The organism is Thalassoglobus sp. JC818 (genome assembly GCF_040717535.1).
GTDB lineage: Bacteria > Planctomycetota > Planctomycetia > Planctomycetales > Planctomycetaceae > Thalassoglobus.
Genome location: NZ_JBFEFI010000017.1, coordinates 22,168 through 41,912, shown reverse-complemented (window position 1 = coordinate 41,912; position 19,745 = coordinate 22,168). Strand labels below are relative to the sequence as shown.

Annotated in this window: 8 protein-coding genes and 1 pseudogene; 2 read left to right on the top strand and 7 right to left on the bottom strand. The window is 53.0% G+C overall.

Annotated features, from left to right (window positions below; translation table 11 throughout):
* The 4 genes and pseudogenes from AB1L42_RS23150 to AB1L42_RS23135 form a co-directional block, all read right to left on the bottom strand.
* Positions 1-80, bottom strand: a pseudogene (locus tag AB1L42_RS23150) (hypothetical protein); the annotation flags it as partial.
* An 801-nt stretch (positions 81-881) separates the two neighbouring features.
* Positions 882-2,372 (bottom strand): sulfatase, encoded by a 1,491-nt coding sequence (locus AB1L42_RS23145; RefSeq protein ID WP_367062356.1) that lies wholly within the window; start codon positions 2,370-2,372, stop codon positions 882-884.
* A 51-nt stretch (positions 2,373-2,423) separates the two neighbouring features.
* Positions 2,424-3,203, bottom strand: a complete 780-nt coding sequence (gene panB / locus AB1L42_RS23140) for a 3-methyl-2-oxobutanoate hydroxymethyltransferase (RefSeq protein WP_367062353.1) — start codon at positions 3,201-3,203, stop codon at positions 2,424-2,426.
* A 138-nt stretch (positions 3,204-3,341) separates the two neighbouring features.
* Entirely contained in the window at positions 3,342-4,361 is a 1,020-nt protein-coding gene (locus AB1L42_RS23135) for an NADPH:quinone reductase (RefSeq protein ID WP_367062349.1), read from the bottom strand.
* A 544-nt stretch (positions 4,362-4,905) separates the two neighbouring features.
* On the opposite strand from AB1L42_RS23135, the gene AB1L42_RS23130 reads away from it, so the two are divergent.
* Positions 4,906-6,141: a PQQ-binding-like beta-propeller repeat protein gene (locus AB1L42_RS23130; RefSeq protein WP_367062346.1), complete on the top strand. Its 1,236-nt coding sequence runs from the start codon at positions 4,906-4,908 to the stop codon at positions 6,139-6,141.
* Positions 6,142-6,354: 213 nt separating this feature from the next.
* Here AB1L42_RS23130 and AB1L42_RS23125 read toward each other — a convergent pair whose 3' ends face one another.
* From AB1L42_RS23125 to AB1L42_RS23115, 3 genes are all read right to left on the bottom strand, one after another.
* A complete protein-coding gene (locus tag AB1L42_RS23125; protein WP_367062343.1) occupies positions 6,355-11,316 on the bottom strand; it encodes a VWA domain-containing protein in 4,962 nt (1,653 codons plus the stop codon).
* Positions 11,317-11,459: 143 nt separating this feature from the next.
* The gene (locus AB1L42_RS23120) at positions 11,460-13,145 is read right to left on the bottom strand and encodes a type VI secretion protein IcmF/TssM N-terminal domain-containing protein (RefSeq protein ID WP_367062340.1); all 1,686 of its coding nucleotides are present in this window, start codon (positions 13,143-13,145) and stop codon (positions 11,460-11,462) included.
* Positions 13,146-13,217: 72 nt separating this feature from the next.
* The gene (locus AB1L42_RS23115) at positions 13,218-18,032 is read right to left on the bottom strand and encodes a hypothetical protein (RefSeq protein WP_367062337.1); all 4,815 of its coding nucleotides are present in this window, start codon (positions 18,030-18,032) and stop codon (positions 13,218-13,220) included.
* A gap of 522 nt (positions 18,033-18,554) precedes the next feature.
* On the opposite strand from AB1L42_RS23115, the gene sucC reads away from it, so the two are divergent.
* Entirely contained in the window at positions 18,555-19,742 is a 1,188-nt protein-coding gene (sucC, locus tag AB1L42_RS23110) for an ADP-forming succinate--CoA ligase subunit beta (RefSeq protein WP_367062334.1), read from the top strand.
* Positions 19,743-19,745: the final 3 nt, after the last annotated feature.

Sequence of the window (19,745 nt, the reverse complement as noted above, 5' to 3'; positions counted from 1 at the left end):
GGACAACCATCTGAGGGACAACCATCTGAGGGACAACCATCTGAGGGACAACCATCTGAAGGACAACCATCTGAGGGACAACCATCTGAGGGACAACCATCTGAAGGACAACCATCTGAAGGACAACCATCTGAAGGACAACCATCTGAAGGACAACCATCTGAAGGACAGCCCGGAGAAGGACAGCCCGGAGAAGGTCAGTCTGGTGAAGGACAGCCCGGAGAAGGTCAGTCTGGTGAAGGACAGTCTGGAGAAGGACAGTCTGGAGAAGGACAGTCTGGGCAGAGTACCGAAGGGGGAGATTCGAGTCAGAGCAGTGAACTCGGTTCCGGTTCTCAAGATGGTGCGTCGCGAGGTGGTGGAGGAACTCAAGCGGGCCCACGTACTGGTGACTATGGTCAGCAGGGAGAAGCTTCTCCGGAGTCTTTGACTCCTGAACAAGCTGAATTGGAAAACCGCAAACGGGCCACGGAACTGGCACTGAAGAAACTCAGAGAACGTCTCTCAAGGGGAGAAACGCCTGAGGAATTGCTGGAGAACACGCAGTTCACGCCAGAAGAACTGGATCGTTTTTTGGATCGCCTGGAACAACGCCTCGCGGATCCGGGGACCGATCAGTCTCCTGATTCTCAAGCACAGCGGAGACAATTCGAAACCCTGTTGAGAGGTATCGATTACCAATCTTCGGGCGAAAGAAGAGATGGCGGCGATCACGAGCGTGATGCCGCCCAAGGGTTCGGTAGTTCGAATCGACCTGTTCCGCCGGAGTATCGGCTCGAAGGAGAGTCCTTCCAGCGACGACTTTCCGAACAGGGGTCGAAGAAGTGAGACTCAGTTAAAGAAACCGTTGAGTGGCTGCGGAGAGCAGCATCTAAGAGATGCTACTTTCCTTCCCGCCACCAGCGTTTCATCTGGTCGATGTTTTTCTGAATGAGTGGAAGTCGTTCCGGTTTCTTGCTTGTCATCGACTGCAGGTAGACAGCCATGTCGCTGTCGTACATTTCCATCGGTTCCACGTTCTGACCCTGGTCGCCGGTCTCTTCGATCCACTGATCGAGCAATTGGCTCATCTCACGCAGCTGCGGTTGATACTCTGCGGAATCTGCAAGGTTGTTGAGTTCCCAAGGGTCGTTCTCAAGATCGTACAACTCTTCTTCCGGTCGAGTTTTCGAGAACAAGAGAGTCTCCTGCAGATCATTCAGCTTGCCTGCTCGATGCCATTCCCGCAGTGCTTGATAAATCTCTTTCTGATCTTTGTAAACGTTAGGGAGCAGGTGTGGTCGCTCGGGATAACCGTTGCGGATGTATTTGACCGTTTGGGTACGGACGCTTCGGATTCGATCGTAGGTTTCGTCACATCGATCGCGTGCTGAGACGACGTAATCACGAGGGCTGGCATCGGGACCGAAGAGTGTTCGAGCTTCCATGTAATCAGGGATCGAAAGGCCAGCGAAAAACAGAGTCGAGGCAGCCACGTCAATGTGTGCGACCATTTCATCACGTTCGATACCAGCGTCGATTCGACCAGGGCCGTAGACGAAGAAGGGAACCATGATGCCTTCGTCGGTGCAGTACTGCTTGCCGCGTGCATGGCTCACTCCGTGATCGGTCAAAAAGAAGATAATGGTGTTCTCCAAGTCTCCATCTTTGGCCAGACGATCAACGATCGCTTCAACTTCTCGATCGACCAGCGTGAATGTGTCGAGATAAGCAGCCCAGTCTTCCCGGATGACTGGATGATCCGGGTAGTACGGTGGGAGGACGACATCGTCGACATTGACGTGGGGAATTTTGTTTGACTTGCGTGCCTGCGGTCTCGCTTTTCCACCGAGGAGCATCACCTGCGCGAAGAAAGGTTGTCCCGGTTCACGACCGCTCCAGTCGCTCGAATCGTAAACGTCTTCGCTCCATTCGAAGTTGTAGTCCGACTTCCCAAGGCGTCTGGCGGCAGTCGACGTAGCGGCGGTTGTGGCTGTTCCAAGTGATGTAAAGTAGCCGGCCTCTTTGAGGTATTCCGGGATCATTCTAATGTGATCGGGAAGCCTGATTTTCTCAGTTCCTCGCCCGCTGCGGTGATGATGCGCGCCGATGGAAGTCTGACACATTCCGGTGATCAGTGAGGAACGCGAGGTCGAACAGACTGGGGCAGTGACAACTGTATTGGTGAAGAGTGTTCCCTCTGCGGCAAGTCGGTCCATGGTGGGAGTATCGACGAGCGATTCCCCGTTGAACCCGTAATGCCGAGACTGATCGTCGACGAAGATCCAGAGAATGTTCGGTCGTTCCTGGGCGACGACATGTTTCGATGCCCAACTTGTCAGGACAATCAGACTGAGTATGAGCGGAGCGGCGCTGGTCCAGAGTTTCTTCATATCAGACTCTCAAAGGGAGTGGGGGAGGGATGTTTGAACGTGCTTATCATTCTATTTGTGGCTGTGAGCTTCGTCCGGAAACTGACCTTCCTGAACTTCGGTCATGTACTGTTTGGTTGCTTCAACGGCGAGCTTCTTCAGGTCGACGTACTTCTTGACGAACTTCGGCTGAAAGCCGGAGAGACCGAACATGTCAGGCGTGACTAGCACTTGACCATCGCAGCCGACTCCCGCTCCAATTCCGATCGTTGGAATCGAAAGGGTGTCTGTAATTTCCTGGGCGATTTCGGCAGGCACAAGTTCCAGAACGACAGAGAAAGCTCCCGAGTCTTCAGCAGCTTTGGCATCTGCCAGCAATGCTTTGGCGTCTCTCTGGATCGCAGACATTTTCCCGAGCTTGTGAACCGATTGAGGACGCATGCCGACATGAGCCATCACTGACAGATCACAATCAGCGAGTCGGGAAATGGTCTTCGACTGATTGATGCCGCCTTCAAGTTTCACTGCCTGTGCACCGGTTTCTTTCAAAATTCTTCCTGCGTTGCGCACTGCTTGTCGTGAGCTGACCTGATAGCTCATGAACGGGAGGTCGACGATGACAAGAGTCTTGGGCGCACACCTCGCCACGATTTCTCCGTGGTAGATGATCTGCTCGAGAGTGACGGGCAGCGTGGTTCGTTTTCCTTGAACAACCATTCCGAGAGTGTCGCCAACGAGAATGGCGTCGATTCCCGATTCCTCCAGGATCGTTGCCCAAAGAGAATCGTAGGCCGTCAGCACAGAAAGCTTTCGGCCCTGAGACTTCGCACGCATGAATTCAGGGACAGTCATGACTTTGATTTCTTTTCAGTAAAGGTCTTTTCAGTAGACGTGATGGGTGATCCTGTACCGGATCAGTTGAAGTGTTTCATTTTCAGCGAGTCGAGAAGATGCAAAGACCGCAAGGAAAAATTTGAGTCAGCGGAGACTTCAAATCTCGACCAGAATTTTCCCGGTGACGGTGTGAGCTTTGCCCAGCGTATTGTCTTCCTGCAGCTGATGCGCACTCGCAACATTGTCGAGTGAAAAAGTCTGACCGATGACAGGCTTCCATTTGCCTGCCGACCACATCGAGTTCATTCTCTCCGCGCAGTCTCGCTGTTCGTCAGCACTGGCATTGAACATCGCGAATCCCAGCATCTGCAGGTCGTTGACGTAGAATGGCCCTAACGGAAATTGGGGTTGCGCTTCACGGCCGGCCATCAGAATGATTCGACCTCGCTTCTTCATTGTTGGAATTGCGAGTGGCAAGTTTGGTTCCCGTTGGGTTTCCCACCAGATATCGAAACCACCGGATGATGCTGCTGCGTCACGCAATTCGTTCTCAAGGTTCTCGGATCGATAGTCGAGGACATCATCAGCCCCGAGTTCACGTGCGAGTTGTTGTTTCTCTTCAGCTCCCGCCGTTGTGACAACTTTCGCTCCAGCAGCTTTGGCAAACTGAACCACCATCGAACCGACTCCGCCCGTTCCGCCGTTCACGAAGACGGTTTCGCCCGACTGTAAACGGCCATGCAGGAACAACCCGAGCTGGGCAGTGATGCCGGTTAGCGCTCCGGCGGCAGCGTCTTGATCACTCATGTTTTCAGGGGTGTGATAGGCCCACTTCTCGTCGACGGCAATCTTTTCTGCGAGTGTTCCAGGTTGTCCGAATAACCCCTGGTTGCTGCCCCAGACCCGATCTCCGACCTGAAACTTGGAAACGTCCGGCCCGACTTCCTCGACAGTTCCAGCGAAATCGCAGCCGAGAATGAGTGGGAACGGACCGGGAACTTCGATCGCGCCACTGCGAAAGTAGGTGTCGATGGGATTCACGGCGGAGACGGCGATCTTGACGACGACTTCAGTGGGGCCACAGGACGGGCTGGGGACTTCGCTGATCTGAAAAACATCCGGTGATCCAGGTTGCTGAATGACTGCCGCTTTCATGAGTGCCGCCTGTGCTTTCATTCCTCTGTGACGATTCGCAATCGTCTGGTTGCGAGTTGATAAGTCTTTCGGAGATGCCGATTTTATGGAATTGGGGTCGAATAGAAACAGTCTCGGCAGGAATCGCAAGCTAGAAGCCCTTCCGTTGAACGGCGGATCACGAGTACATCTGAGTGCGGTTGTTCAGATCGATCCGAGTATTCCGTTTGTACGATGCTTGTAGAATCGATTCTCCCGGAGACATCCACATCACTTGAGCGAAGCTCTTCCGGCTGGGGTAAACAAATCGATGTGGACACCGAACTTTCGACGATTAGAGCGAAAGAATGGCGGATCTCTCGTGCTTTTGCTTCGAGTCAGCTGTTACATTATTCAACAATCAGCGTTGATGAGCGTTCTCTGGTGACTGTCCGGAGCCTCAGCCTGATTGGTTGTCTGCCTGCGAATCTGGAAGGCTTCTGACCTCAGGCGACATTCAACGTTCCAATCAAGAATCCTATTCTGGGATGGATATTGATTCTGACCGTTCATTGCATTTCGTTGAATCACACCTAAGGCCTCCACAATGACGAAGCTTACGCGACAGGTACTTCTGGTCGCCGTTCTGCTCCTCGGCGGAAACTCCCTGAACGCACAGACCCTCGAAGGGATGCCAAAGGAAACAGAGTTGAACCGCTACGGCTTGACGCTGTCGTGGTGGGGACAGGCGATCAATGACGCCCGACGGGACACGATTCTTCACATCAACTCCGATGAACAGAATGTGTACCTGCAGTCTACCTCGGGGATTCTGACGACCTTCAATGGAGAAACTGGTCGCAGACTCTGGTCGACTTTAGTTGGTGTCGCAGATCAGCGGGCATTTGCCGCCGAATCGAATGAACGCGAATTGCTCGTTGCGAGTGGAATGAATGTTCACTCTTACGACAAACTCAACGGAGAACTGTTGTGGGAATTGAAAGCTCCGCAGTTTCCTTCCGCTTCTCCGACGGTCAGTGATACTCAAGTCTTCATTGGAACCGTCGAAGGGAGCGTGTATGCGTTCAATTTGCGAAAGGTTCGCGAGCTGCATCAGGAGAACATGCTTCCACGCTGGTCACTGATGTCTCGTGAGTGGCGATTCAAGACTCCGAAGAGAATCATCTCTCCACCGATTCACTCGGGAAACACTGTTCTTTTCGCAAGTGAACGGGGAACTGTTTACGGATTGTCGGATCTGAACAAAGAGCTGAAATTTCAGTTTGAGACCGACGCACGAATCACCACTCCGCTGGGAAGCATTGATGAGTATGTTCTCGTGGCTGATGAGAACTCCCGTTTGTTCTGCTTGAACCAGTCAAACGGGCGGACACGATGGACATTCTCAAGCGGCTCTGTCATGAATCAGCGACCGACTGCAGTGGGCAATCATGTTTATATCATTCCCAATCGAAAAGGGATGTTTGCACTCTACCTGGAAAGCGGTCGGGTACTCTGGAATCAGCCGCAGGCAACTCAGTTCATCAGTGCCAGCGACACTCGAGTTTACGCTTCTGACTTCAATGGGAACCTTCTGATTCTGAATCGCGAAGACGGAACCGTGATTGGGAAAGTCGCGATGCGAGACTTCCCGAATCGGATTGTGAATGAACGAACAGACCGCATTGTGGTCTCGAGTAAAGGCGGATTGGTACTGGGAATTCGTGAAGTCCAGGCTGAGTTCCCGATCTTCCATGCTCATCCTGAGCGACGACCGATTCTTCCAGAAATGGCTTCTGACGAGGAACAGTCCACCGATCAGCCTCCTGAACCTGCGAACTAGAGCAAGTTGCACTCTCTTGTGCACTCACTTACGCGGTCTCACGATTTCAGAACTGAGTTTGCTCTTTGATCAACAAGAATCCTCTGGCATCTAGTGTCGCCAGAGGATTGATCATTGGAACGCTCACTGGTGAAATGTCACGTCCCAAGCTGAGCCCTTTTTCTGGGACTCATTCGTGGGTTTTTCCAATTCTTGTCGACTCGAAGTTCGAGATCAGTGAAGGCGTGTCACTTTGACCGTTGCTGAGAAAGCGTTGTCCCTCAGTGACTTCGCTGTCGTGATGGCGAGGACCTTCTCATCAAACACGGGGTTCGCGTTTCGCGGGTACAGGAATGAGTGCACGACGATGCCCGATTCGACGGTGGTGATCTCGTGGTCGACTCTCTCCGGAACGAAAGAATTGCGATCGTTTAAGATTCTCGCGGTTCCGATTTCAACTCGAAGGTCTTTGACTGCTTCGAATTGGCTGGCGTCGACCGGTTCCAGATGAACCTCGTAAATCTGCCGGCCATCCTGCACGGTGTAAGCATTCCAGAAGCGGCACTCAGGTACGCCTCCGTCGCCGATCACAATCGTCTGGTTGGCTGACGACGCTTGTGACAGGCTCGACAGGCTGAGGATCTGGTCCGGCGGTGTCCGGGACATCTTCCACCAGCTTTGAATATCAATTCCGCGGTTACTGGGCCAGGTATCGAGGAGCGCAGTCCATCCGGGTGCTCCGAATTGGGAATTCGACTCGAGTCGTATTCGTTCAGGCGTGTATCCGCTTGCTCCGATGGCCTGAAATTCGAATTCGATTTCCTCAGGACGCTGGACCACGAGTTCGCGTTCAGCATGGTCGAGCATGATTTGAACTTCGCAGCGAACTTGTCCGTTCGATTGAGCACCAACCATAGACGCATCGGCCCGCAATATTGTCGGCAAGGTGCGAGGAAGACTTCGATCCAGAACGATCGCTGGTGAACGGCTGGAGCGATCGAAGTCTCGTTCGACATCGAGCTTTTGAGTCTCCCAGTTCAGGCTGAACTCCAACTGATCGCCGGGCGAGACTCGGAAACGCTGGGGCTCAAATTGTCCAAATCTGACAACGTATTCTTTGTCGATTTCGAGGTTTCGGACCGTCTCTCCGAGTTCGAAACTTCCGACTGCGACACCTTGAGAAGTTTCGACAGTGAACTGTCGCGGCTTCAGTTCGGAAGCGATGACTTCCTGCAACTGCCGGACGCGGGGGTCTGCCTGACTGGAGACGTTTTCGATACGCACGTTCAGCCCTTCCGGACCGAAGATGTTCTCCAGTGTTTGAAACTCTTCAGCCCCTTCCTGGAAGTCCAAGGCCAGAATCACTGCACTGATGTGATCGTTCGACAGGTAATTCCTGACGCTGGTGGCTCTGTCGTCGAGTTTGTTTTGCAGGTCGCGAACTTGTCTGGGAGTCCAACTGTTCAACTGCGAGGCGGAGAGGATGTTCTCGACTTTGCCCAAATCACGAGGAGCTCCATCTGTGATCACGCAGACCAGTCCACCTTCATCTCCAAGTTTTTCAAGTTCTTTGGCGGCTTCGACGATTCCCTGTCCGAGCGGAGTCGATCCGAAGGGAGGAATATCGCGAAACTGTCGAATGAGTTGGAGAAAATCATCCCGGCCGACTTCGAGTCGTCTTGGAGCAAGTTCCGCCCGGGCATCGTCGAGTGGATCGAGGACTTTTGAGAGAGTTTGAGATACCTCTTCGACTGTCTGGTTTCGAAATCGGGCAGCAAAGTTGACATAGCTTCCATTGACACTGTCCGTCTTGATTCGATGTCCGTATACAACCAGCCCCACTTTCGCCTGATCAGAGATGATTTGATCACTCGTTACATGCGATTGGGTGATAATTCCCTGCAGAGCGTTTAGGGCGGCTGAATGGCGATTTTTCTCACGCATACTAAATGACCAGTCGAGAACGAACATCACCGGACGAACATCTTCGCCGGTCACTCGCAGCGTGGGAGGAGCCAGTTGGGCGATGTACTCCTGAGACGTTTCTCTCGCAGGACACGGATCGATGGTCAACGACGGAGTTTGGAAAGCTGTCCCTCGATAAAAGACACCTGTGAGATATCCGAGCGACTGACAATCGTCACTGGCTTCCTGTTGTTGGCGTCGAATCTCAAGGGGACTGGTGACCGACGGAGACTTCAAATCCAGAGCGAGTTGTGATGGGACGAGTTCAAGATCTTCAGCAGTTTGAGCGACTGTCATGAGGTTGACGGTCATCGTCCCCTCCCCGGGAGGTGGGTTTTGAACACTGATCTCCCAAGTTGATGTAATCTCATTCTGTTGGTATGGAAAACGCAACGATCCGAGACCGTTGAGATTCTCAGCAATTGACCATCCGTGACACGCTTTCAGGCGATCGCTTCGTTCTTGAACGATCGCGTTCATGTCTTGCATGCCTGCCAGTTTGAGGAGACGTTCGGACTCTTCGATCCAGAATTCTGCGGTACGATGAAACCATTTGTCCTGATTTCGGATGGTGACCCGACTCGGATCGATCCATTCTTTGCCAAGTGAATCTTGAAAAATCCACTGGCTAAGAATGGCTCGATCTGCCTGCAGAAGCGCTGTTTTCAGCCCAGAGACAGTCGCCAACTGCTGCGTGATCTGACGGTGCAGATCGATGAGATCGTAGTCGCTGTCCGATAGAAGCCTTGAAGCGAGATCCGCCTGCAACAGCTTGTGCGTGTATTGATCCATAGTTTCGTTCGAACGCGAATGCGCGATTCGAACAAACTCTCGACACTCTGCCCAATGGTCGATAACTGCCAAGCTGAGGTCATCCAGGCGTCGAGGAATTGCGGATTGAGGGTCTTCATTCTGGAAGGCAATCCAGGCAGATCGAACTTTTGCCGGTTCGGTTTCAGCAGCGTCGTCCTTCGGAAGGACTGCTGCTAAGCAGTCGTGAACTCGCAAGGCCCAAACTGATTCCCAGAGAACGTCTTTCTTCCATTGTGAGACATTCCCGCTGCTGTCGCTGGGTTTGTTTTTTTTCAATTGCTCAGGGTCATGCAACTCTGAAATCGGATCGAATCCCATCTCGAAGATCTTCGTTCGAAGCGAACTTTCGAGAACCGGAGCCCAACGAAGGCTGCGAGCCTGTTGCCATTTTTCGGCGTAACTTCCCGGTGCCGGCTGAGAAAGCAATCCCTTCGATGTTGCCTGAACAGCTTCACGAGCACGTCGAAGTTCTTCGTACGCTGTCTGCAACTTTTGTGCGGCAGTCGACAGTTCTTGCAAGTCTGAAAATGAACTGTTGGTGAGTTGCAGGTGTAAGGTCAGCAGACTTTCTAAACGGGAGAAGAGTTCAACGCACGCCGCTTGAAAACGTTCTGTATCGTTCGGAGCTTCGAGGCTTGGTGATCCATCACGGTCCAGAATTGCAGCAATCAACCTGGCTTGGTTAGCAGGTTGTGTTCCGGGGGCCGTCGCTGCCCAGTGTGCGTAGTTGTCGACTTCATTTAGAACTTCTCGTTCCAACCGGGAGGCTCGAACGGACCATCTAACATATTCTTCGATTTGTTGATTCAGAAGAAGTGCGCGATCGCGTGTTTCTTTGCGTGTCGACAGCGTCGAACTGCCGTTCACTTCTTTTAGGAAAATGAGATCTTCTGATTCGAGGAGCATGCGTTGGACCGACAACACCAGCTTGGAGAGATCTTCCTGACAGCTGAATGTCAGAGCAGCGACCTGCTCGACTTGCCGCCGGGCATTGACGATTTGTTGTTGTTCAGAAGCAGTCGGGCTTGTCGTGGATGTGGCCTGGAACGGGTACTGTTCCAAAGTCTTCTGTACGATCGATTCTGCTGCGACTTCGGTGGCATTGAGATCAGTCAATTCAGTGAAAGCCCAGATCGATGACCAATCGTCAACAGTGGAATTCTCTGAGAGCAAATCTTTCCGAGGAAGTTCCAGCTTCAACGACGGTTGGGATGTCGCGTTCGTTTCCAGTGCCTGAAGGGAATCGAAAATGCGATCGAATCTTTCCTGAAGGTCGTGGACATGACCGGTTTGCAGGAGCGTCTCGACTTGTCGGATCTGAGCGATAGTTGATTGCCAGCGAATCGGATCAACTAATTGCTGGCCAGAGACCTTTGTCAGGCGATCCCATAATTCGCCGATCTGCTGCTGAACTTTGGAGACTTCCTGCAGGTCCTCTGGACTGGCCTCTCGAGGAATCGGAGGAGGCGGAGACTTGAGAACGACAAGTTCTCCGAGAGGAGTTCCCTGGCTTTCATCGCCGGAATTGATGGCTTCGATCGATGGAAATATCTGGACGGTCTGTCCGGTGAAATCGCGGCGATTGGAAACGAGGCTGCTTGTTTGAGCTGAGATGAATTCGAGGACTTCATTCACAGTCAGCCGTCTGTCTTGGTTGGAGTCCGCAGCTGATGAAAACGCCTGTTCGACGATTCGTTCGAAAATTGTTCCTGCCCAATCAGGGAGGCTGGCAGGCCAGCTTTGTTCCGTGGCTCTCGTCGAAACGACGACGATTGTGTTTGGAATGTCAGCAACCCATGAAAACTCTTCTTCGCGGGGTGATTCCCCAAAGAATCCCCATCTCCAGTCGGATTCAATGCTGTTGTAGTCGATGAAGACCAGCTTGAGATGATCGTCCTGAAACTCAGCCAGCTGAGTCATCAGATCTCGAATGGCTTCGTCCGATCGGAATGGATCCAAGCCGTCGAGTCTCGCGGAAGTTGGACGTAAATAGATGACCGCGACTTCCTGTGTCCATTTTCCCGCTTCTTCCATTGGAAGTAGATCGAGCACTGATCGGACACGTTTTGCGAAGTGGTTTTCGAGTGTGAGGTAATTGGTTTCCGATTGGTTGTCTGGGAATTCGATCGCTACTGAAGATTCTTCGATCTGGTTGTCGATGGGCTCGATCACTGTGAAGTGCGTGTGGACTCGTTCTGCACGTCTCCATAACAGAACGGCGAGGACGAAAAGAGCCAACAAAACGACACTCGCGCCGATGAGTCGCGGCAATCGCTTGTTGGTCGTCTTCTTTCGATCCGTGCGCGGCGTCATTTGTGATCTCCAGCTTCGTGGAGAACTGGGAGAGGCAGGGGAAGCAGGAGGAGGAGACGATGAGGGTTTTCCGCCTCGCCAATTACGCTTTCCGGAAGAACTCATCGTGAACCTTTCCTTCTACCGTGATTCCAGCAATCAGCCTGCCGCTTCAGATTTCTCGATCATTCAAGGACACTCGTTGCTCATCGTGAAGCTGAGTGTCACTCACCCGAGACGACATTGCGATGTCAATTTCGAAGACTGCCCTAATCTCCAAGCAGTCGATAAACGAGGAATGCGTTGACTGCCCCCATCACGACTGACGCAGCAATCAACAGGTTTGAGTAAGTTTTTTTGCGGCTGATGGTGTGGGCCAGATCGGGAGACCAAGCGACGTCACCTTCCGTTTCGACCATGCGGTCAAGCACGCCACGGATGAAACCCTGCTCGGTTGCGCCTTCACCGGTTGCGAAGAAGTAACACCCCGCCAGCCTGCATTCAGGCTCGGTCAGCTGTGCGAAACTCTCTCGAAGGAGCACAGTCATTGCATCTCGGCGTTCGCGGATCGAGCACAACATGTGGAACAGCTTAAGATTGTCTTTCGCGTTGATATCTGCGGAAAACGCGGTGTATGTCCAGCCCCGGAACCAGTTCATGGAGCGATCAAGCAACCAGTCCATGCTGCTGGCATCAATCACTGCTCCTGTGGCGAAGCGGGAGCCGGCTCGAGATTGTCGAATTCCAGGTTGAATCCGTTCCACGCGAATCATGTATTCCTTCAGGCCCGGCAGGGAGTCGAGTTCGGAGAAAGCGACTGTGACGGGAAACTGCAGGTGAAGCGATTCGTGAATTGTTTCGAGATCGATACGGACTGCTGGTGCGAGCTTGCGAGCCTGATCAGTCGAAGTGGTCCAGGAGATTGGGATCACCTGCAACAGTCCATTGATCGGACAATATGGAAAGCGAGATTCATTGATGAGTTCGCAGAAGAAGTCCAGACGACGCTGAGCGACTTCTGATTCGACAGCGTCGATCGGAGCGACTTGTTTCTTGCCGTAGCCCTTGCGTTCCGCTGCGCCCCCTGAGAAAGATTGCATGGCTGCTCTCATTCCTCCAGGAGTCATCGTGGCTTTGGCCAGGGCTGATCCAATCGATCGGAGTGTTCCGCCTGTGCGTGCTGGAGGCTGCATGGCTGCGCTTGGCATCCTTCCGCTGGGTGCAGTGCCGGTCGGAATCGATGGTGGAGCTTGTCCAACAGACTTCGCAGTTCCGGTGCCTGCTTTGGCCTGATCCATGATATTGGAGATTTCGCCTGCGACGATCGTTCGGTTTCCGATGTTCGACGGAGGAGCAGCGGCTGGGCTCCCGCCTTCGGAGACGGGAACCACTTTTCCCTGCTGACAGCTCACCGCACCGACTCCCACGCATGAAACGAAAATTCCTTCCGAATACGCGTAGACGCGGAGCGGGGATTTTGATTCGTTTTGCGATGGCGAAATGACTTGCCAGTCAATTCCGGATGCTTCCAGGAAAACGCTTCGTTCCTGTTGTGGAGTCAGTCCATTGATAATGAACAGGGGAAGCTCATCGATGGGGAGACCTTCTGCTTCGAGCTCAGCGATTGCTTCTCGCCAAGGGCGTTCGATGTCGGAAAACTCGCCCTCTTCTTCGATTCCGAGAATTTCAAGCAGGTAGAGGATGACTCGAACGATTGCGTATCCAAGCAGGAATACGATTCCGCACCAGTAGTCGTTGACCCACTCGAGTTTGCCGTGGCCCATGACGGGCAATTGAGTCCATTGCTGGATCTGGGGTGTGAACCAGCCGAGAATGAGTGCAATGAGCACGACGAGCGTGTAGTGCACAATTCGAAAGATGACGACTGATCCGACAGCGGATTTCGGGACCACTCCGAAGATCCATCGAAACCATGAAAGCAACCTCGAAAACATCTCAATTATCCAACTTGGGGAATGTTCGCTTCTTGTGAGGGGGGCTACTGACCGCGCTCATCTGAGGTTCGGTCAGGGAATCGTTACTGTTTGTGGTGGTAAATCTGGGCCGGGAACTTTGACGTCCACTTCCTTCTGTCCTCCGGGATTCTTCGATGACGAGAGATTGTTGGTCCAGGTGATCTGATAGGTACCTTCTTTCAGTTTCCGGAAGGTGACCGATTTCTTCTGTTTGGCCTTCGTTCCGATTGGTGCTCCATCGGGGCCAGTGAGGGTCACATCGAAGAAACTATTGCTTGAAATTGCGATTGTCAGGTCACGGAACTTCGGAGAATTGTCCGGTTCCTTGGCTTTCATTGACCTTTGAACCAGTGTGACTTGCTGGTCGAGAGTGGAACTCGTTCCGACCCTGTTGGTGGCGATGATCTTCAGCTTGAGTGGCTTCCGCTGAATTCGCGTCGATGGAGGGATTTCAGGGAGAAGGCTGGTTGGAATCACAAACTCGGCGAGCTGTTCGTTGCCGGATGAGTTTCCCCGAGGCCGCAGTCGGGCGGGTACTGACACTTCGGGAGAGGTCTGAATCGTGACGGTCTCGATGCCTGTTTGAGGATCAGAAACTCGCAAAACACCTCGTACACCCTGCTGAACGTCGAATTCTTCGGGGGCGTTATCCCAGGTGATTTCAGGGCCAGTGGCATCCACAATCAACCGGGACGTCGTGCTTGCGATGGGAGCATCGCCATTGACAGGGGTGAGTGTGGATTGAAACTCGTACAGTCCTTCGCCAAGACCAAAATCATTCAGAACGGGTGTGATGAGTTCGACATTTGCGGAAGTTGTTTTGACGAGCCAAGTGGATTCTGGACCTGGGGCTGCGGTGACTGTTCTTGCGAAGCGATCAGTCAGCGAAAAACTTCGCAGAGGCAGACTGTTTTGGCCCTCGGGAACGAGCCGGATGCTGTAATTGACTTTTCGTTCCGAGGGAAGAAGTGTGTCGGCTGTGAAGGGCTGGTACCAGATCGAAGGTTCCAGAACGAAGAGCACCGATTGCTTCTCTCCATTCGCACCCGACAGGACGATGACGTTCGTTCCGTCCACGACTTCCATGCGAGTTTGACTTCCTTCAGGAGTCTGAAATGAGAGGGCAGTCCGAATCTCCGGGCGGTTATTGAGGCTGCCGAGTTGGACGAGTCCTCCTGATCGCGAAACCCGCCAGCGAACGAGATGGTTCAGCCCAGCGATGTTGAGCCCGAATTCCAAGTCTTGTTCGTCAGTTGTTTCGATGAATTGCTCGACTTCCGGCCCAAAGTCCGCGACGAGTGTATATCCCTCCTCAGGCACGGTGGGGAGGGCTGGAGGTTCTTTCAGGAGATAGCTGCGCAGACCCGTGGAGAGATCGAGCTGAACCGGAATTGCTTTGGGAGGAAAGAGATTCGGAGCGATATCGCGTTTGCGTCGGATGGGAATTTGCAATCGATGCAAGCGGCGATCGTAGCTTGGTTCTCCAATTTCGACATAACCGCCCGATTCCCCATCACGAACATCAACCGGGTCAATGAAGCGCGGAACGATCGATAGCCACACGGATTCATCGCTGTCGTTGGACGAGGATCTCTGTGGTCGAACTTCGACGGCGAAACCTCGCGTCAGATCAATCTCGGATTCGGGTACGGGAGCTTCACCTTCTACTGGAAGAACGAGTGGAACAGCCACACGATTTTCACCTGATGGGAACTGCAGAGCGAGTTGCTGGGTCCACAATGCTGTCTGTGGTTTGAGAGATTCATCAAGCGAGAACATCATGACGTTGACGTTTTCATCGAATGAGTTGCCCGGCTTCTCCAATTCGAGTTGAACGACCAGCGGCTCTTTCCCGGTGTTTGGTGGGAAGTCGACGAGTTTCCGTGAATCGCTGAGGTCGACGTAATTGAGTTGGACACCATTTGCGGAGATTCTCAACTTCCATCCCGAGGGGGTGAACCCGGCTCGTGTCGAAACTGCCTGCAGCCCGTAGACGATTCCTTCTGGAGAAACGAGAGCGACGATGGGAGAAGCTTCTCCGTCGAACTGGTTGGGGTCCGCACGGAGTGTCACCTCTTCTTCGCGATTCGAGAGTTCGTTCCACGGTTCCGAGGCGACAACTTCGACTCCGGGAACGTTTAGCGACAGCTCATTCGAGTAAACAAGGACGCGACTTTCGGGAGCAGCATCGACTTGAATCCGTGCGATTTTATCGTCTCCAATGACGATCTGGTCGGAGACGCTCCATTGGAAGGGTTGTTCGGAGATTCGCGAGTTGGGGAAATTGTCGCGGTAGACGACACCGTACAACGTGGGGGCCAACCGCACGTGTCTACGTAGGTCGTCATCGACGATCTTCTGCACGAGTGAGGGTGAGGCACCTTCGAATGACCAAAGCTGGTTGTCTTCGATCTCGGAGAACCCATTTCGGATACCTTCGAAAAGCCTGGCTTCGATTGTGAGCAATTGCGATGACGGAGCTGCATCTGCGATAGCGTCAACAAACTCTTTCCAGGTTTGCTTGAGCTTCGACACCGATTCCGGAGCGAGTCCGAGTTCACCGAGAATTCGAATTGCAGCGAAGCTCGAGATCACAGGACGTGCTGAAGTTGTCGTTGAGTATTGGTCGCGCACGCGCAGTTCGAACGGCAAGCAGGCATTGATGCGGGGCAATCGCCTTGCGACTTCTGAGCGGACACTTGAACGGACTCGCTGTCGGTCGACTCCATCCAAGAGGTCGAGGAATTCCTGAGCATCCTCACGCGAGACACGTGATCCGGTTGCCTGAGTCAAAATGTCTTCAGTGAAGCCATCGAAATTGGAGAGTCTCGCCAAGGGTGACACACTCCCAGACTCGGAAAGCATCTCGTCGTAGTTGGCAGCCAGCAAGAGGCTGAGGGTGAGCATCTCCGACCGTTGTTTGGCCTCTCCCAATCTCTTCGACAATTGAGTTTGAAGTTGATTGTCGATCTCGGTCAGCATGCGTCGAGTTCGCTCAACTTCGCGTTGCGTGAGTGTCGCCACGACTGGGAAGTTTTCTCTTCCGAGGATCAACCAGCGTTCTGCAGCTGTGAGAGATCGCAGCGCCTGGCTGAGCTGCGGTTCAATGCTTGAATGGATGCTTTGATGAAGAGGCTTGCCGTCTTCTGGAACGAACCCAATGGAAGCCTGTAAAAGCTGAGTTCGCATCTTCAACACGTCGAGAATGGCTGCGAATTGCTCGGGAGTCCAATTCTCCTGCGAGTTCTTGAGAACCTCGTCCAGAAAGAGGAACTGATGCGGCCACTCTCTTGCTCTCCAACCGGTCTTTCCGCCGAATCGGGAAAAGAACGATCGCAGCTTGGCTTGCAGATTAACGAGTTCTTGAAGTTCTTCCGGAGTCCGCGCCGTTTCCAACGCTTCCAGCGAGTCACAGTAGTTCAACAGTGATGAAACAAGAGCGGTGCGAGCGTTGTCATCGTCGAATTGTTCGAACAGTTGCTGGTTGCGACCGTCGCCCTGTCCTTCGTCGATGACTTGCTCCAGCACCGTTTGGAACGTACTCGAAGGTTCCGGTTCTTGAAGGTTGAGGATGGGAACCCAGCCGGGGAAGGGGCTTTTGTTTTGCTCAGCCTGCGATGGACTGACTTGTTGGACGAGTCGATTCAGCTGATCGATTTTCCGGGCGACGACTTCTTTGTATTCCGGATTCGCGTCGGTGTTGTGCCTGAGGATGTATTGGGCATCTCGAATGAGCTGATCTGCTGTTCGCCAGGTGCCGACGGTCAGCGACTTTGAGCGGTCGAATATGATGAGATTTCGCAGTTCTTGTTCGAGGGAAGAAAGACGTTCGACAAAACTTGGCTCACTCTCTTCAGCACTTGCACCTTCCGCGATGGGTGCTGGTTTTTGTTCGGTGGAATCTGACTCTTCTTCAGTGCCTTCACTTTCGTCGGAAGGATATTCATACGAGTGAGTCAGAAGGTCTTGCGAATCGGAAGTCGGATCGTCGCTGGAAACTTGGAACACCTCGACCGTTTGCTGTGCTCCTGAAGACCTGGCTGACTTCGCTACTTCCTCGGTGACAAAGTCGACAAGTTCAGAGACCGATTCGACTTTTCCGGTCCGGAATGCTTCGGCGACCTGGTAAGCGAAGAGTGTCCCGCCGAATTGGGGACAGTCCGTTTGATTCGGTTGGGCTTGATCTTCGACAACCGTTGGCAAGCTGATTTGTCCTGGAGATGTCGACGTCAGCAAGGTTAATTTGAAGTCCGGGAAACGTTCCTGCGCAGAGTCCAAAACGGGCTGAATCAGTTCGACCGCGAAGTTGGTCTCTGAGGCGTTTCGCAGATCGGGAAACTGATGAGCCAGGTCCATCAGCAGGACGATGCGTTCCGTCTTGAGAGTTGCGAGTTGATCGATCAACTCATGAAACGGCATTTGGTTTGGGCTGTTGGAAAAACGAATCCCAAGCTCTGATTCGCCGCTGGCTCCATTCATCGCCACTTGATGTCCGGTGACGAAGGCGATCAGAATTCCATTCGGATGGAGGTCATCGGATGATGTAAGCGTCTCGAGATCGTCCGCGCCTGCGACCGGATGGAAGTGGAAGTCTGGCGAAGCATCAGCCACGCGTTCGAAAACTTCGGTCAGCTCTTTGAGGTCGCGATTAATCGGCAAGTTGAGAACGTCATCGTCAATGGACCCGGACTGACCGATGATCAAAAAATCGACTTGGGTTTGGGGTTTGGGCAGGCAAAGCCAGATCACAAGGGCAAACAGACCAACGAGGGCAGCAATCGGAATCGCTGCGCTCGGTCGTGCTCGGGAGTTCTTGTTTGATGTCGCTCCCGCTCGCCAACTTCGTTTCCTGGACGGTGATCCCACAGCCTTCCCCAGAAGTTTTTGCCCTCAGTCAACTCGTTGAGGGGATATTTTAGTCTACAACGGTTCTCTATCGATGGTAGCAATCGGTTCAGATTGAGAGAAGGTCCGATTGCCTCTGATTCAAGGATGATGAATGGACCGGCGGCTGGGATCGATTGTCGCTTCGGGGTGCTCGTTCGAATTGTCGATTCCGGACGTTTTCGTTTACTCGCCTCAGCGTGACTGCTGGCACAGCAGAATTTCGTCCGCTATGATCCGCAACCGCAGATGTTCGCTCAGTCTGTGTGTGTAAGAAAGATCTCTAAAAACTGGTCGAAGAGGGCAAGTTGCTCTCTCCTGTGCATCCGTCTGAACGATTTGATCTGTCAATCCGATGTTTGTCCTTGAGGGGTCAGGAAAACTCGTCTGGGGAAACACAGGAAGTGATTCGAACATCCCAATTGATACTGTTTTGAAGTCTTCATCGAATCAGAGACAACATCAGGACCGGCACGATTCGGCTGCTTAAAGGAAATTGAAACCATGAAGATTCACGAGTTCCAGGCCAAACAGCTTTTTGCAACCGCCGATGTTCCGGTTCCTCAGGGAGTAGTCGTCACATCGCCTGAAGATGCAGGCAAGGCCTTCGACGAACTGGGAACTCCTGTCGCTGTTGTGAAGTCGCAAATCCATGCGGGGGGACGCGGCAAGGGACGATTCAAGCAACACCCCGATCAAGCTGGTGTCGTGTTGGTCAAGTCTCGTGAAGAAGCGATTGCCAACGCGGAGCGCATGCTCGGTTCGACACTGGTGACGATTCAGACCGGAGAAGAGGGAAAGCAGGTCAACACCCTCTATGTGGAACAGGGGCTCGACATCGCCCGTGAACTTTACTTCGGGATTGTTGTCGATCGCGAAACCGGATTGCCTTGCATCATTGCCTCGGCAGAAGGGGGAATGGCAATCGAAGAGTTGGCCGAAGAGCATCCTGAGAAAATCATTCGAATTCAGTATGACCCCGCTGAGGGATTGCAGGCGTTTCAGGTCCGAAAGCTTGCATACGCACTTGATCTCGACAAAGCGGCTCAGAAGTCAGCGATGACCTTCTTCCCGAAGCTGTGTGCGTTCTTCGCTGAAAACGATTGCAGCATGGTCGAAATTAATCCGCTCGTCGTCACAGGTAGCGGAGACCTTCTTGCTTTGGACGCGAAGGTTTCGTTCGATGACAACGCGATGTTCCGTCACAAGAACTTCGATGAACTGCGTGATTTAAGCGAAGAAGAACCGAATGAGGTGAAAGCTCAGGACGCAGGTTTGAGCTATGTGAAGCTGGAAGGCAACATTGGTTGTCTGGTGAACGGAGCTGGTCTCGCGATGAGCACCATGGACCTCATCAAGCTTCACGGCGGGGAACCAGCTAACTTTCTGGATGTCGGTGGCGGAGCAAATGTCGAACAAGTGACCGAAGCGTTCCGGATCATTCTGTCGGATGAGAACGTCAAAGCTGTTCTCGTGAACATCTTCGGCGGAATCATGAAGTGTGACACGATTGTTGAAGCACTCCTGGCCGCTTATGACAATATCGGAATCACGGTTCCGCTGGTCGTTCGGCTTGAAGGAACCAACGTGGAAGTCGCCCGCAAGATGCTGGCCGATTCTGGCAAGAAGATCATTACTGCTACAGATCTCACCGACGCAGCCCAGAAAGTTGTGGCAACGTTGAGTGCTTAATTG